The organism is Photorhabdus sp. P32, assembly GCF_038085095.1.
Taxonomy (GTDB): Bacteria; Pseudomonadota; Gammaproteobacteria; order Enterobacterales; family Enterobacteriaceae; genus Photorhabdus; species Photorhabdus luminescens.
Genome location: NZ_JAZGJN010000198.1, coordinates 1 through 16,712, shown reverse-complemented (window position 1 = coordinate 16,712; position 16,712 = coordinate 1). Strand labels below are relative to the sequence as shown.

Genomic DNA, 16,712 nt, shown 5'->3' with positions numbered 1-16,712 from the left:
TATTAACTATTTTTGTATAATTTAAAAAAAGGAAATTAGATTTCACAGAATTACTCTCATATTTATTCTACATTTTCCAATCCAACTTTCCTGTTTTAAGTTACAAACTTAATTTTTCAGCATATTATATAAAAAAGATCTGATTTCAACTCTACATTTTACATATTAAATTGTTTCAAAAATAAATTAATTTTATAATTTAAACCTAAAATCCTTGTTAAAAAACTTGGTCACTTAAAGTCAGAGATGTTTTATCTAGAGAGATTTGAACATATTGGTAATCTAACAGCATAACTGAAAGAATATATTGACTATAATAATCACTATCCGGTTAAAGAAAAATTAAAAAGTCTGACTCTGGTTAACTACAGAACTCAGACTTTGATAGCCATTTAATTTAAACTGTTCAAATTTTGAAAGGCAGTGAAAACATAAAAAGCATTTACTTTTGCATTATAGATTACATATCAATATCCTACTGCAAACCAAAACGCAGAGCTTTCAGTCTCATATGCGCAATAACTAAATCCTGTTACGGCTAATTGTTTTGCAACAACATTGTATGATGATTGCGGGTTAGATTTATCACCCAATGTCAACGAAACATTTACACAAGCATTAGGAAACTGAATTGGAAAATTAACTGGTGTATCATACGCTGCCCAATTCACGATCCCCCACTGATAAATCACTCCTGTATCCCCACATTTCCACCAACCATTCACTGATTTCAAAGCTGTATTTTTATTTCCTTTAGCATTAATCAGATTATCTACTTCTGCTTTTGTATACCCACTAATAACTCTGTCAGCAGGTTTATTTAATGTGTTATATTCTTGGGCCCAAGGTGTCCACGGATTATCATGGAATTGGCTACGTGTATATACCCGACTGCTGTTATAAACGAAATAACGTTGAATGATTCCGGCTGCTTTCAACACAATAAGCGAACCAGAGAGCGGCTCAGGATAATTAACGCCATTTTTAGCATGAGCATTATAATCCTGATAATAAATCCCAGGTGTTTTACAGTAATCCAAATTTACATTATCACCTAAACTAATCGCCTGCCCACTCAAAATATCCTGAGAAGTAATAGTCACATCCGTAGATAAAGATTTTCCATTTATTTTGCGAATTCCCGCAATATATCGAGAATCAGCTTCTATTTTTGTATACGCGCCAATCTCCTCAGCAGTAGGTTTATTCAGTGTATTATATTCTCTGGTCCAAGGTGTCCACGGATTATCATGAAACTGGCTACGTGTATATACTCGACTACTATTATAAACAAAATAGCGTTGAACTACTCCAGCCGATTTCAATACAACAAGAGAACCGGCAAGCTGTTCAGGGTAATTAAGGCCATTTTTAGCATGAGCATCATACTCTTGATGATAAATTCCCGGCGTTTTATAGCTATTCAAATCCGCCTTTTCACCTAAGCTAATCGCCTGTCCACCCAAAATATCCTGAGAAGTAATAGTGATATCTTCAGACAGTGTTTTTCCGTTAATTTTTCGAGTATTAGATACCTTGGCATTAATACTTTCACGCAATGAATTTACTATTTCCTGAGCAAGCTTTTGTGTAACCGCTAATGTATCACTATCGCCCACCACATTAGTAAGCTGTACAACACCTTTTTGTGTTAATGAGGCATTTGGAACTTCTGTTGTAATTTTTTGTTTTAATGCCTTATTTAATTGCTCAGCTAATTTAGCTATATCTCCATCATCCAGAATATCACTGCCAGATTGGGTTGCAATAAAATTAGCCACGACAGATGCTATGGTTGACGATTGACGTAATACCTTGTTTAGCAGATTACTAGTGATATTATCCGGTGGAAACCCCGCCTGCAAACTCTGATCTTTCTCATATTTATCTTGACTCACAATATTCGCATTATCACTAATAGAAAATGCCTTAAAATCATTCTTAGTACTCATATACACCCCTTAGATTAAATATTATTATCTATACCCGTCATCTTTCAAGTTGCCTCTTTGTTGGCTGCACTCACCCCGGTCACATAGTTATCTATGCTCCCAGGGATTCGCGCCCTTTCCGTCGCTATACATCTTGAAATCCATAAGGTATATATATTGAATTATTATTAAATCAAACCATCATAATTTACGGCAGCCATAGTTTAATTCATAAAAATAATAATAAAATGTCCTTCTAACTTAGAAGAATAATTATTTTTATATAATTGACAGAAAGAAAAAAAACCAACAAGTTTCAACTAAAACTATATTTAAACCATTTATATTCAACATTTAAAATTATTTCATCTTGTCATTACTTATTTTTATATTTAATATTTTAGACTAAATTTTTCAACATTCTAACTCCAGAAAAAATAAAAATACTGTATAAACGGCCTGTTTATTCAGGCCGCTTTATACCCGTTATCTTTCAAGTTACCTCTTTGTTGGCTGCACTCGCTCACCCCGGTCACATAGTTCTCTATGCTCCCGGGGATTCGTTCCCTTGCCGTCGCGATGCATCTTGAAATCCATTGGGTATAGTTATTTTGGCTGTTACGGCCATTCGATAACAGGAATGAACAAAATATTTTTGTTGGTTATGAAATATTTTCTCACGCTAATAAATAATTAAACCGTTATTTTTTCATTAGTTGAAATGCAGATAAATCTAATTTTAGCTCTATATTTACCATATTAAATTACGTATAAAGCAAACTAACTCTCTAATGGGGAATGGAATTGCTCATCAATACTTGAAATCCTACTCATATAATAAGCGTCAGCATATCGACCATTACGAAAAGCATGATGTTTAGCAGTTCCTTCAATCTCAAATCCAAATTTTTTATATAATGCAATAGCGGCATCATTATCTGTATATACTTCTAACTCCATACGTTTAATATTCAACCAATTATCACACATGTCGAGCATAGCCTCCATTAATTCGCTACCAATACCCTGCCCCTGATAATCAGCATGTACTCCCATACCAAAAGTAGCAACATGGCGACGCCGAAAGTTTTGGCATATTTCAATACCAATCTGACCTACAATTTGCCCATCAATACAAGCAACCAAATAGAAACATCCAGCAGAAAGATTTGTAATGCGCTTTATCCATGTTTCCAGAGAAGGATAGGGTAACTGTAAAGTGCCATAGTAAACTTGTGGGTTAGCATATAACTGACGAACTTGTTCACAATCGCCCTCTTCAACATGGCGAATCATTATATTCTTCACTTAAAAACTCCTAACTTTTAGCTTGAATATTAAAGTTAACATAGATGTTTTACTAAAAACATCGAGAAGTATCAATGGCAGGTTTGGATTAAGTCAGAATTGATTACAGCTTTATTTTTTACACGATCTCTTTTCGGATAAAAGCACTGACTAATTAGCCAGTGCTTTGTCATTTAATATCCAATAGCCATCCAATGGACCGCTCGTGCCCGGTAATCAGTGTTTAGCGCACCAACAGTTGTTGCTGTAAAAGATACTGCTGTAATCTCACCAACTTCAACAAAACAACGATCTGAGATCGGAGACGAAGGTTTTTTTCTACCATCAGGTGTCGCAACCACAGTTGTACATGCACTAGGAAAGCTAATAGGAAAGTTGACCAAATAATTATCACTACCAGTTACAACACCCCACTGATAGATTATTCCTGTATCACCACATTTCCACCAGCCATTTGCAGATTTTAATGCTGTGTTTTTATTGCCATATCGAACATCAGATTCAGATTTAGTATAACTCCCCACATCCCCAGCATTCAGGCTAATATCATTCGACAGTACTTTCCCATTCACTTTACGACTATTAGGTACTCTGGTATTAATATCTCCACGTAATGAATTTACTATTTCCTGAGCAAGCTTTTGCGTCACTGCCAATATGTCACTATCGCCAATGACATCAGTAAGCTGAACAACGCCTGTCTGGGTTAATGAAGCATTGGGAATTTCTGTTGTAATCTTTTGTTTTAATGCCTTATTTAATTGCTCAGCAAGTTTGGCTACATCACCATTATCCATAACATCATCGCCAGATTGTGTCGCAATGAAATTAGCCACAACAGATGATATGGTTGATGATTGACGTAATACCTTATTTAATATGTGAGGCGTCATAGAATATGGTGGAAACCCAGTTTGCAACTCTGTGCTCCCCTCATATCCTTGCTGGCTTATTACATTAGCATTACTATTAGTAGAAAAAGCTTTGAAATCATTCTTAGGATTCATATACACTCCTTGAATTGAATAATATTATCTCATAAAAAAGTATATTAATTTATTGCAATAACAATCAAACTCATAAAAATAATAATAAAACCCCATTGCAACTTAAATAATAAATTATCTTTATACAACTGATAGGAATAAATACCCCAATAAGTTACAATCAAAAACATATCCAAAATAACTATATTCAACATCCGGGGTTATTCTTCTGTTATCTCTCTTATTTTAATTAGCCTGTTCGGAGAAATAATAATAAAAACGGAAAGTTAATAACTCCTTTAAGCGTAGTTTTATCTTGCTAGATTTGTATCAAACCGATAGATCGCCTGATTCTGACTGTTCAGTATCCCCCCGCAAGATTCGATCACTTCATCACCTAAAACTTTTATACAAAATTATTTTAATTTTTAAAATAATTTTTAAAAACTGCTTGACTATGAAGTTTTTCTGATTAAAATCACAGCCACAATTTAGATTTTCGTGAAGCAAATCACACTTTACCTATAAGAGAGTTCATCATGAAATCTGTTAAATCTTTCATATCAAGTGTTCATAGCGTTGTTGTCTACTTGTCAACACCTTGTTTTCTGTAAGTCTGCTTTTTAACCGATGCGTGAACGGCCAGTTTCCGAGCTGGCTTTTATGTTCGCGACTTAACCCTGGTCAAATTAACCGGCTAATCCGTTTTTTATTTCCTGGGTTATTTTTGTTGCTTTTATTTCCTGATTTCGTTTCAACTTTCTGCTAATGGTTGATGGACTTCAGTGCATTTTCCTGTGGAACAAGGATAATAGCGACTAATCTCCCCTCCTGAAAATGCACTTATTAATTTAGCCGAATCCATTTGTTATTAATAATCCAATACGTTAAGAATTCATTTCTTCAACAAAGCAACTTCATCCGCATTTTTCTGGCATAACAGAGTAAGATGAGTAATAGAACGGGTAAGATTATCTATAGTACTCTCCAGCTTTTTAATATCCATTTCCAGTTGCTTATTTTTTATATCCAATGCACTCATTTTGGTCAATTCAGCATATAATTGCTGACCATTCACCGCCTCCGTACTGTTCCTAGAAATATCCCCGGCAGCAACATTCACAATCTTACGTTGATTACCCGGTCTTCCTACAGAAATAACATTCGATTTGTTGGCAACAGCATTTGCACCTAATGCAATGCTCCCACTTGCTGTTACAGAGGCGTTTTGACCAATCGCAATTCCCTGAGACGCACTAACACTAACCTTTTGCCCCACGGCAATAGCAGACGAAGAGTCGGATCTAGAGTCTGAGCCTAATACAATACTCCTACTTCCTGTTACAGAGGAGTTTTGACCAATCACAATTGCCTGAGATCCACTGGCAGAAACCTTTTGCCCCAGAGCAACAGAAGACGAGCCGCTGGATACAGAACTATCTCCTAATGCCACGCTCGCACTTCCCGTTGCAGAGGAATTTTGACTAATCGCTACTGCATGCTTCCCCCTGGCAATCGCTTTTTTCCCCAGAGCAATAGCGGCTGAACCGCTGGTTATAGAGTCTGATCCCAATGCAACGCTCGACTCTCCTGTTGCGGTGGAGTTTTGACTAATTGCTACTGCCTGAACCGCGCTAGCAACAACCTTTTGCCCCAGGGCAATAGAAGCTGAACCACTAGATATAGAATCAGCGCCAATCGCAATCGGCCAAACGACTTTCGCATCACCTTGTTTACCCGCAATTTGATTTTGCCCAATGGCAATAGCCGCTTCACTGATGGTTTTAGAATTTCGGGGTGAAGCGCCAATTGCAATAGAATGTACTGCTGGCGCTTCTGCATTCCCAAGTACAACTGAATCTTTACCCGTTGTTTGTTCAGCTACATCGATATTTTCAATAGACATATTAAACCTCTTAATTTATAAATTAAATAACCATGCGTTGTTTGAAACTTAATAAAGTGTGCGACAGAATATGATATGGATTACGTAAATTCGTTTCACATATCAAATATTAAAACTTAAATTAACGTTATATTTACTCCGCCGACAATACTAGATATAAATGCCAACTTGTAAATAAATTAAAATTGTTGGATGGTGGATTCCATTGCATGGAATTTATTTAATGTATTATCAAGCTTTATGGAATATAAATATTACCAAACGAAATACCATGTTATCTAACCATTAGTTTATCGTTCATAATTCAAATAATAAATTAACTAAACAATAATAAAATAAGTATTAGACTAATTTAAAAAAATAGCAATAGATTTTCATCTACCCAGTACAGTCACCATGAAGAACTTACTGATTAGTTAAACTTTATCTGATGTGATAATCGAAGAGGATATGAAAAATTCACGAATGTTACTGATTCTTTTTTCCATAAATACTTGTCTGAAATTTAATATTTTAATGTCTTACGGGACGCATTTCACTAACAGTATCTGCCAGTTCAATTAATTCAGCCGGGCAATCTTGTCCGGTAATGATCACCGTTTGATTAATTGGTCGTTCGCTTAATTCCTTGATAATTTCATCAAGGGATAAATAACCATTACTTATCATATAAGTTAATTCACCGAGCACTACCAATGATAATTCAGGATTACGCACCATACGCTTCGCATGCTGCCAAACCGCAGTACAAGCGGCAATATCTTTAGTACGATTTTGCGTTTCTCCAGCCAAGTTCATTGATATTAGTTGAAATTCTACCCCATGCTGCTGTAACAAAACACGCTCACCGGCTGACCATTCTCCCCGAATAAACTGGATAACGCCGGCCTTTAATCCATGACCCAACGCTCGTGTAACCGTTCCCATCGCGGCGGTGGTTCTCCCCCTGCCGTTACCGGTATAGATAATGACAATCCCCCGGCTTTCCTGAGCGGCGGCAACTTGTGCCATAAATCTCTCTTTTTGCCGCTGTTTTCGCTGTTTATATCGCTCCTCACTCATTTGTCCGGCTCCAATATATTAGTCAGTCAAAGAACAACTGTTCGTTTTGTCTGTATTTGCTTGAGATGATTCAGAAAATAATGTTTCTATCACCCGATCAACTTGTTGACGATCTTGACTCACCAACGATTGCATTAATCGCTCACTAGTGAAAAACCGCTCCCAAAAGTGACGACGGGCCGCCAAATGATGAAAATGTCGTTTTACCCGCTGACGAAGTGTTCCACCGTAAGCGGCCAGATGACCAAGATGCATCGGTAATAGCCGTTCGAGTTTTTCACGCCATAATCTGACTAATACCGGCGCATTACCCCCGGAGGAGATAGCAATCACCAGCGGTGAGCGATCAATCACTGACGGTGTGATAAAACTGGCTTGCTGTGGATCATCCACCACATTACAAAAAATACGGCGCTCCGTCGCGCAATCACTCACATAGCTATTCACCGCTGTATCATTAGTGGCGGCAATAACCAACCAACAACGCTCAAGCCAGCAAGGTTCAAACTCTCCGTGAATGAGTGTTACTTGGCCGTTATCCGCCCATAGCTTAAATTGCAAGGTAAATTCTCGTGCATTAACTAATAGATGTGCGCCAGCGTCTAATAACAAACGCGCTTTACGTTCCGCTACCTGACCTCCTCCAACCAGCAAACAGGTTTTATCCCGGATCTGGCAAAACATCGGCAAATAATCCAACCTAAGTCCCTCCCTATAGTTAACGCACACCGCCCGGTATCATGGTCAGCAGATGCTGACGCGGATAAAAACACGTTATACCCCGGTGTTTCAGCCACCAGCATAGGTACTCAACATCATGATGGCGACGATCGCACAATAACCCGACAACACTGCCACTATGAGCAACATTCAACCCGTAGATCCCACTCTGTTCTACCAGTTCCAACAAACTGTTAAACGCAGGTTTTACTAGCAGTTTTTGGCTAGCCTGCGCACTGAGCGTCGTGGCTTCTCCTAATTGCAAGCAATTCCGCGTCGCAACAGCCTGACAAAATAGTTTCCAGGCATGTTCTAGCACTACAGCATTCTCCAGTAATGTCGGATGGCGATTTAAACGGTGATAATCAGCGGTGATCAAGGTTGCCGGGCTTTCCAATAACAAAATGTCGATAGACGGCTGCCAGTCACAGGCAATTTGAGTTTCACCCGTTTGATGATCGAACAAGGTAAGCTGGCTGAACAGCGTGCTATCAGTAGGTTCAAGCTGTACGCAAAAGCCAGCCAGTGTCGTTTCATCAAGCGTTTCCCCCAGATAACGCGCCGTCGCCAGCGCTGTAGCGGCAATATCAGCGGTACTACTTGCCAGCCCTTTTGCCACCGGTATCGTAGAGGTAAGGGAGATCCGTAAACCTCTCGCCATCTCCATCGATAAACCAAAATACGCCAGTACAATTTTCACCATTTGGCGCATGCGGGGACGTTCATCTTTTCCCGGCACGCCATCTGTCACAGACACCTCGCTGAACCAATTCACCGGACAAGAGATCAATTTCTCACCGCCAAAAATCCACCCTTGGATAAGTTCACCACACGATGCAGGACAACGAGCTTTAGCCATAACTGAATACCTGACGTAACGCCGATACCAGACGGCGATTATCATGCTCGCCCTTGATAGCGACCCGATAATGAGCAGCGTTCAAGCCTGAATAGTTAGCGCAATGACGAATCAGTATTCTCTGTTTCAGCAATGCTTGTTGAAGATTGACTTCCGGGCGCAGACAACGCAGGAAGATATAATTTGCCGAAGGAGGCCAAACACGCAGTTCCGGTAATGCGGTCAATGCCTGATAAAGCCAACGTTGCTGTTCGGCTAACCAACAGTGTGTTGCTTGAATGTAAGCGTTATCATTAAGCACAATTTCACCCGCCAATGCCGCAAAAGCATTAATCGTCCACGGCTCCCGCCAGCGCTTCATTGCCCGTATCCCCGCAACATCACTGCTGACCAGATAACCAAGACGCAACCCCGGAATAGCAAAAAATTTCGTTAGTGAACGCAGAATATAGAGACGGGGAAAATGTGTTATCTGAGGAATAAATCCGACAGTATCCGGGAGAAAATCAATAAACGCCTCATCGACAATCAACGCAATATTATGCTGACGGCAACGTTCAAATATCACCTGCAACAGCACAGCATCTGGTATCAAACCGGTTGGATTATTGGGTGTGGCAAGAAACAAGCAATCAGGGCGACTGCGATCCAATGCAGCTAATAAACGTTCATCCGGCTGATAACCATCGGCTTCATTCATGACATACTCATCAATTCGACAATCAACCCGCTGTAAGGCACGCCGATATTCAGCAAATCCCGGTATCAACAACATAGCTCGGCGCGGCTTAAGATAATTCACCACAGCATAAATCAATTCGGTAGCACCATTACCCGCCATCAAATTTTCAGTCGAACAATGATGAACTTGCGCCAATGCCGCATGTAACTGGCGATATTCTGTATCAGGGTAGCACTCTGCTCGCTGCAACTGGTCAATAATGGCCGTTCTCAGAGATGCCGGCATTCCCAACGGATTAATATTGGCGCTGAAATCAATTATCTCTTCCGCTGCAACACCGATTTTCAGCGCCATTTCCAGTACATTACCGCCATGTTCGCTCATCAAATATTGTCCAAATGTTAAACAGAGAATCAGAATGCCATCAGGGATGGAACGGAAGACAGCAACAAACGATCCCGGCTAAAAGCCAGTGTTTCCCGCAAACGCACCACATCACCAATCACAATTAATGCTGGCGCGGTCAATCTCTGAGCTGCCGCTTGTTGAGCCAGCGTTAACAGGGTTGCGCTGGCAACCTGCTGTTGCTGATGGCTGGCATACATCACAACCGCCGCCGGCGTTGTCGGCGCTTTACCGCCAGCGATCAATTGCTCACAGATACTCGCCAGTTGCGTCATTCCCATGAGGATCACCAACGTACCTTCCAACTTTGCCAGAGTCGCCCAATCCTGTGATTCATTTCCCTGACGCAGATGGCCGGTAATAACATGAAAACCCGATGCATAGTCACGATGGGTAACCGGTATCCCGGCACAAGCCAGGCCACCAATGGATGAACTGATGCCCGGGACCACTTCGAAAGGGATTTTCGCCAGTGCCAAAGCTTCCGCTTCTTCACCGCCACGGCCAAACACATAGGGATCTCCCCCTTTCAGCCGGACGACATTTAACCCTTGTTGCGCACACTCTACCAAGATCTGATTAATTTGCCGTTGCGGCACTGGGTGATAGTTCGGCGTTTTGCCGACATTAATCATTTTGCAATCATCAGGCGCTTCAGATAACAGGTCCGGGCTGACTAATCGATCATAGACCAGCGCCTCAGCCTGACGGATACAATGTAATCCTCTGACAGTAATCAGCGCCGCATCGCCGGGACCGGCGCCTACCAACCAAACTTTTCCGCTATTCATCATATTGTTCACCCTGTAACGAAAGTCTGTTGGAAGATATATAACCGATAGTCAGTAACACGATCTGGTGTGAGATCAATAATTATTCATTTTTATTAATGTATTGATGATAACCATCGGTCCTGACACATTGCAGCTTTATCTGCTTGTTTCTCTTAGCAACTTCGCCCTGTATCTGGTATCTACGCCATTTTTATTATAATCCCCAATGTTTTTGTGACTACAGTTGACTTTTCAACCAAATTGACGGTATTTAATACTGATTGATAAAAAAAAATGCCAACATACGCCTTATTACAGACAAGGGGCGTAGCGATGGAAGCCAAGGAATTATTCAGTGTCGGTATTGACATCGGCACCACCACCACACAAGTGATCTTTTCGCGTCTGTCACTAGTGAACCGTGCAGCGGTATCGCAAGTGCCACGCTACGAGTTTGTTAGCCGCGAGATTATCTGGCAAAGCCCGGTATTATTTACCCCCGTAGACTTCGCCGGGCAATTACGTGAAGACGAACTGTTCAGCTTAATCCAGGCACAATATCAGGCAGCAAATATCGATCCGGAAAGTATCGATTCCGGCGCAGTTATCATTACCGGTGAAACCGCGAAAACGTGTAATGCACGCCCGGCGATTATGGCATTGTCACAAAAATTAGGGGATTTTGTTGTCGCAACAGCGGGGCCGCATCTGGAATCCATGATTGCCGGTTTGGGTTCCGGCGCTCAAGCACTTTCACAACAGAAAATGGCCAGAGTGCTCAATATTGATATCGGCGGCGGCACAGCCAACTATGCGCTATTCGATGCCGGGCGACTTATTGCCTCTGCTTGCTTAAATGTCGGCGGTCGCTTATTGGAAACCGACTCTCAAGGGAAAGTTTTACGGGCGCATCCGCCGGGAGCACTCATCGTTGACTCACTATTTGGCGAAAACACAGATATTCAACATCTGACAGCCACACAATTGCAACAAATTGCGACACGAATGTCCCAATTGCTATGGGAAGTCGTCACCGGGCAACTCACACCTCTGGCGCAACAATTACTGATGACCGAACCGTTGCCAAACCATGATGAACTCTACGCGGTCACTCTCTCCGGCGGTGTAGGAGAATGTTATCGTGAAGCATCGGATTATGATCTATTCCGTTTTCACGATTTAGGCCCACTGCTGGCACAAGCTATTCATCGTGATAATGATTTCGTCAAACTGCCGCTGCAAGCGCCGAAACAAACCGTGCGCGCTACAGTCATTGGCGCCGGCGCTCATACATTATCGTTATCCGGCAGCACTATCTGGCTTGATACGCTGTCACTACCACTACGCAACATTCCCGTCGTTCATCCTGGCGCAGAAACCGCTGAACCACTGGCAGATGCCTGGCAACAGGCGCTCACACAAATGGATCTGGATGCCGAACAGGATCTGTATGCATTGGCCCTACCCGATACCCTGCCGGTAAATTATGCCGCCGTGCAGACATGCATTACCGCTTTACAGAACTTTGCCGAACGCTATCCCACTTCTCACCCGCTGCTCATCGTCGCAGGTCAAGATTTTGGCAAGGCATTGGGTATGCTGCTACATCCTCTGATGGGAGAACGGCCGCTGGCGGTTATTGATGAAGTTATCACCCGCACCGGAGATTATATCGACATCGGTACGCCGCTATTTAATGGCACTGTCGTTCCCGTCACTATCAAATCACTGGCTTTTCCTTCCTGAGAGAGCGTAAACATGAAATTGAAAACTCAGCTTTTTGGTAAGACCTATCGGTTTAAAGATGTCAAACAGGTGCTGGCAATGGCTAACGAATTGCGCTCTGGGGATATGCTAGCCGGAGTAGCAGCCGAAAGTTCCCAGCAACGGGTAGCGGCTAAACATGTCCTCTCGGAGATGACGATTGCGGATATTCGTATGAATCCGATCATCCCTTACGAAGAAGATTGTGTGACTCGCATTATTCAGGATGACATTAACGAAATCGCCTACGCCCGCATAAAAAACTGGAGTATTGGCGAACTACGTGAATATATATTGAGTGATGATACTAGTGTGGATGATATCGCCTTTCTGCGTAAAGGAATCAGTTCTGAAGTTGTCGCTGCCGTAGCAAAAATTAGTTCCAATGCGGATCTGATCTATGGCGCGAAAAAAATGCCGGTGATCAAAAAAGCCAACACCACCATTGGGACGCCGGGAACGTTCAGCGCCCGGCTACAACCTAACGATACCCGCGACGATGTACAAAGCATTCTGGCCCAGATTTACGAAGGATTATCATTTGGCGTTGGTGATGCAGTCATCGGCGTTAACCCGGTAACTGACGATGTGGAAAACCTCACTCGCGTGCTGGATACCATTTATGAAGTGATCGACAAATTCGCTATTCCAACACAGGGCTGTGTTTTAGCCCATGTCACGACTCAGATAGAAGCCATTAAACGTGGGGCGCCGGGTGGCTTGATTTTCCAAAGTATCTGCGGCAGTGAAAAAGGGCTAAAAGAGTTTGGCGTAGAATTGGCTATGTTGGATGAAGCCCGTGCCGTTGGTGCGGAATATTGTCGTCTTGCCGGCGATAACTGTCTCTACCTTGAAACCGGACAAGGTTCTGCCCTCTCCGCCGGTGCTCACTTTGGCGCTGATCAAGTAACAATGGAGGCGCGAAACTACGGTTTGGCACGCCACTATGACCCATTTTTGGTGAATACCGTTGTCGGTTTCATCGGGCCGGAATATCTCTACAATGATCGCCAGATTATCCGCGCCGGATTAGAAGACCACTTTATGGGAAAACTCAGCGGCGTCTCAATGGGATGTGACTGCTGCTACACCAACCACGCAGACTCTGATCAAAACCAGAATGAAAACCTGATGATTCTGCTGGCAACCGCAGGATGTAATTTCATCATGGGAATGCCGCTCGGTGATGACATTATGCTTAATTACCAGACATCTGCTTTTCACGATACCGCCACTATCCGTCATCTGCTCAATCTACGCCCATCACCAGAGTTTGAACGTTGGCTGGAACAGATGGGGATCATGACAAACGGGCGTTTAACATCACGCGCAGGCGATGCATCGTTCTTTTTCTGATTCTTTGCTGAGATAAAATCACCATGAACCAAAAACCAATTAAAGCATGTGCAGATAATGCGGTCTTTAGCCAAGAACCACAAACATTAACCCGTCCTACAGCGGGAATCATTGACGAAACTGAAAGCTGTACGCCGGATTTAGGCTCCTTAGAAGCCAAACAGTGGATCGGCGTCCAAAACCCGAACCGCATGGAAGTCTTACAGGAATTACGCCGTAGCACTGTGGCGAGAGTCGGTACCGGCCGCAGCGGCCCACGTCCCCGAACTCAGGCATTACTCCGTTTTCAGGCTGATCACTCCCGTTCAAAAGATACAGTGTTAAAAGAAGTCCCGGTTGAATGGATAGAAAAACGAGGATTGCTGGAAGTGCAATCTCAAGTCAGCGACAAAAATCTCTATCTGACTCGTCCGGATCTGGGGAGAAAACTCAGTGCAAATGCAGTAGAAACGTTACTGACACAGTGTAAAACAGGCCCTGACGTACAGGTTGTTATCTCCGATGGTCTTTCTACTGATGCCATTATCACTAACTACGAAGATCTTGTACCTCCCTTGTTAAAGGGGTTGGAACAAGCAGGAATGTGCATCGGCACCCCGTTTTTTGTGCGCTATGGTCGCGTTAAAATCGAAGATCAAATTGGCGAGTTACTAAAAGCTAAAGTGGTTATCTTACTAATTGGAGAACGCCCCGGATTAGGGCAATCGGAAAGTCTCTCCTGCTATGCCGTTTACCAGCCGACAGTAGAGAAAACCGTTGAAGCTGACCGTACTTGTATCTCTAATATTCACCGTGGCGGCACACCGCCAATTGAAGCTGCGGCAATTATTGTCGATTTAGCTAAAAATATGCTGGAACAACAAGCCTCCGGTATTGCGCTTAGTCGTTAATGGAATGGCGGATATATACCCAATGGATTTCAAGATGCATCGCGACGGCAAGGGAGCGAATCCCCGGGAGCATAGATAACGATGTGACCGGGGTGAGTGAGGCAACTTGAAAGATGACGGGTATAAACAACAATCTTTTATTTAAGGGGTAAACCCCTTTAATTTAATTAGAAGTAAAATCAATATAAAAAAACAAATAGAAACTAATCTTCATTTCTATAATCACATTTAAAACAGAGAAAGAATTTTATTAAAAAATAAATTCCAATCATCATAAAATTTATATCTGATTTCATCATAAAGAATTGAACTCCACTGGACGTAACCTTATTTTTCCTCTTAAAATATAAGACTTTCCTTTGACGGCATAAATATAAACACCTATATTTTGAGTATCCAAAGCGGATATGCTCTTTTAAAATAGAGGAAGAAATGATTAAAGTAATTTAGTCTAAAGCTGCAATCAAGCAGCTAACGAGGATCGATACTCGATATCAGAAAACGATAAAACAAAAGGCGAATTCGCTAACGGATTTTCCTCTGGTTGATCTGGATATACCCTATGGATTTCAAGATGCATCGCGGCGGCAAAGGAGCGAATCCCCGGGAGCATAGATAACTATGTGACCGGGGTGAGTGAGTGCAGCCAACAAAGAGGCAACTTGAAAGATAACGGGAATAACCATTTACCTCTAAGGGCTACGTAACTACGTAAACATACGGAGCAAAAGAATATGGCTAGTATTCAATTTATTACAGACGAGCATGGCAAAAAACAAGCCGTTATTTTACCAATGGACGAGTACGAAAGACTGTTGGCAGCCGCGGATCATGATGAAGATTATCAAATTATTCCCTATACAGCGGGTCCAAATGACAATGAAACTATTCCTCATGAAATCGTTTCTATCATGGTAGACGATGAAGTTTCACTACAAGCCGCTTGGCGTATTTATCGTGGACTATCACAAGCTGAGGTAGCGGAAAAACTGGGTATAAAACAAGCTGCCGTTTCTCAGTTTGAGAAATCAGATCGCCCACGCAAAGCAACGATTGAAAAATTAGCGGCTTTATATGATTGCCGAATAAGTCAACTAGTGCTCGACTGATTAAAAGAAAATCACCAATATAAAAATAAAAAAGAGGATGGCAGGCCAGAACCTGCCTCCTACTTTATTAACTGGCGGGCCATATATGCGATATAACTTCAAATTCTGCATTTTGAACATCACGACTAATGTTATAGACTACAATTTTATAGAAATTAACAAGATTAGGCGGTGATGCAAGTATATCGGAGTTACCGGCGTCAACATCAACATGGGTATACATATTATAACTTCCAAACGGACTAGCCCAATAATTTATAGCCCTAATATGTGCAAAACCATTGTTTCTTATAATTGCATCACTGAATTCAGAAGGGAATGCTGCATTACCAGAATTATAAATTTCAAATCCATGTGGATTGGTCAACAGTATTTTTCTTGATCGAATGTCAGTGTTTTTATACATAGAATCCAATACAAAGTCAATTTCTGCACTTTCAGTACTGCTAAGATTGGAAACTACTATTTTATATCGGTAAAGAAGGTGAGTAGGTCTTGCGAGTATTTTAACTTCTCCAAGATAAACATCAAGATAACTATACTGCTGATAATCTCCAGTCAGACTAGCCCAGTAATTTATAGCTCTAATTGGTGCTATACTCCTGTTTTTTATAACTGCCGTTGGGACAGTATCGGGCATTACAATATTGCTACTACTATAAATCTCAACGGTTTGAAGAGGACCTATAGATATTCTTTTTTTCGTTGACATTATTCTCTTCCTTATTATTTATGTTGTTTAGTAATATACATAACAGGCAGTTTTACCTGTAAAATTTAACTTAACACTTTCCACAAACAGTTAAATATTGAAATTTGTCAGCACAGTGAAAAAATACAATCAACGAATTCATTGTATATACTTTGTCATTCAATCATGTAATAAATAACAACCGAAATAATAAGGTGCTGTTTTTTCCGCATTATCTATTCTGATAACAATTCTCTCTCTCATTTCTAT

General features: G+C 41.5%; 14 protein-coding genes and 1 pseudogene. 5 read left to right on the top strand and 10 right to left on the bottom strand.

Annotated features, from left to right (window positions below; genetic code table 11):
• Nucleotides 1–294: 294 nt before the first annotated feature.
• Entirely contained in the window at nucleotides 295–396 is a 102-nt protein-coding gene (locus tag V2H77_RS23590) for an IS3 family transposase (protein WP_445935453.1), read from the top strand.
• Between the two features lie 71 nt (nucleotides 397–467).
• Here V2H77_RS23590 and V2H77_RS03290 read toward each other — a convergent pair whose 3' ends face one another.
• From V2H77_RS03290 to cobA, 9 genes and pseudogenes are all read right to left on the bottom strand, one after another.
• Nucleotides 468–1,952 carry a pyocin knob domain-containing protein gene (locus V2H77_RS03290; protein WP_341497669.1) on the bottom strand — a complete coding sequence of 495 codons (1,485 nt, stop codon included), beginning with the start codon at nucleotides 1,950–1,952 and terminating at the stop codon, nucleotides 468–470.
• 759 nt (nucleotides 1,953–2,711) lie between these two features.
• Nucleotides 2,712–3,239, bottom strand: a complete 528-nt coding sequence (locus tag V2H77_RS03285; RefSeq protein ID WP_341497667.1) for a GNAT family N-acetyltransferase — start codon at nucleotides 3,237–3,239, stop codon at nucleotides 2,712–2,714.
• Nucleotides 3,240–3,412: 173 nt separating this feature from the next.
• Nucleotides 3,413–4,246, bottom strand: coding sequence for a gp53-like domain-containing protein (locus V2H77_RS03280; protein ID WP_341497666.1), 834 nt, complete (start codon nucleotides 4,244–4,246; stop codon nucleotides 3,413–3,415).
• A gap of 874 nt (nucleotides 4,247–5,120) precedes the next feature.
• A complete protein-coding gene (locus V2H77_RS03275) occupies nucleotides 5,121–6,131 on the bottom strand; it encodes a hypothetical protein (RefSeq protein ID WP_341497665.1) in 1,011 nt (336 codons plus the stop codon).
• A gap of 513 nt (nucleotides 6,132–6,644) precedes the next feature.
• Complete coding sequence (gene cobO / locus V2H77_RS03270; RefSeq protein WP_341497664.1) at nucleotides 6,645–7,193, bottom strand: cob(I)yrinic acid a,c-diamide adenosyltransferase; 549 nt, start codon at nucleotides 7,191–7,193, stop codon at nucleotides 6,645–6,647.
• 69 nt (nucleotides 7,194–7,262) lie between these two features.
• Nucleotides 7,263–7,892 (bottom strand): annotated as a pseudogene (locus V2H77_RS03265) (NAD(P)-dependent oxidoreductase); the annotation flags it as partial.
• A 19-nt stretch (nucleotides 7,893–7,911) separates the two neighbouring features.
• Nucleotides 7,912–8,772, bottom strand: coding sequence for a GHMP family kinase ATP-binding protein (locus tag V2H77_RS03260; RefSeq protein WP_341497663.1), 861 nt, complete (start codon nucleotides 8,770–8,772; stop codon nucleotides 7,912–7,914).
• Nucleotides 8,765–9,838 carry a threonine-phosphate decarboxylase CobD gene (gene cobD / locus V2H77_RS03255; RefSeq protein WP_341497662.1) on the bottom strand — a complete coding sequence of 358 codons (1,074 nt, stop codon included), beginning with the start codon at nucleotides 9,836–9,838 and terminating at the stop codon, nucleotides 8,765–8,767. The genes V2H77_RS03260 and cobD overlap by 8 nt, the downstream gene beginning before the upstream one ends.
• 29 nt (nucleotides 9,839–9,867) lie before the next feature.
• Nucleotides 9,868–10,650 carry a uroporphyrinogen-III C-methyltransferase gene (cobA, locus tag V2H77_RS03250; RefSeq protein ID WP_341497668.1) on the bottom strand — a complete coding sequence of 261 codons (783 nt, stop codon included), beginning with the start codon at nucleotides 10,648–10,650 and terminating at the stop codon, nucleotides 9,868–9,870.
• 315 nt (nucleotides 10,651–10,965) lie between these two features.
• On the opposite strand from cobA, the gene eutA reads away from it, so the two are divergent.
• The 4 genes from eutA to V2H77_RS03230 all read left to right on the top strand — a co-directional run bounded on the left by eutA (nucleotide 10,966) and on the right by V2H77_RS03230 (nucleotide 15,751).
• Nucleotides 10,966–12,378 carry an ethanolamine ammonia-lyase reactivating factor EutA gene (gene eutA, locus V2H77_RS03245; protein WP_341497661.1) on the top strand — a complete coding sequence of 471 codons (1,413 nt, stop codon included), beginning with the start codon at nucleotides 10,966–10,968 and terminating at the stop codon, nucleotides 12,376–12,378.
• 12 nt (nucleotides 12,379–12,390) lie between these two features.
• Nucleotides 12,391–13,752, top strand: coding sequence for an ethanolamine ammonia-lyase subunit EutB (locus V2H77_RS03240; protein ID WP_341497660.1), 1,362 nt, complete (start codon nucleotides 12,391–12,393; stop codon nucleotides 13,750–13,752).
• Nucleotides 13,753–13,775: 23 nt separating this feature from the next.
• Entirely contained in the window at nucleotides 13,776–14,642 is an 867-nt protein-coding gene (gene eutC / locus V2H77_RS03235) for an ethanolamine ammonia-lyase subunit EutC (RefSeq protein WP_341497659.1), read from the top strand.
• 734 nt (nucleotides 14,643–15,376) lie between these two features.
• Complete coding sequence (locus V2H77_RS03230) at nucleotides 15,377–15,751, top strand: helix-turn-helix domain-containing protein (protein WP_088372843.1); 375 nt, start codon at nucleotides 15,377–15,379, stop codon at nucleotides 15,749–15,751.
• A 67-nt stretch (nucleotides 15,752–15,818) separates the two neighbouring features.
• On the opposite strand, the gene V2H77_RS03225 is transcribed toward V2H77_RS03230, so the two are convergent.
• Nucleotides 15,819–16,463 (bottom strand): hypothetical protein, encoded by a 645-nt coding sequence (locus tag V2H77_RS03225; protein ID WP_341497658.1) that lies wholly within the window; start codon nucleotides 16,461–16,463, stop codon nucleotides 15,819–15,821.
• Nucleotides 16,464–16,712: the final 249 nt, after the last annotated feature.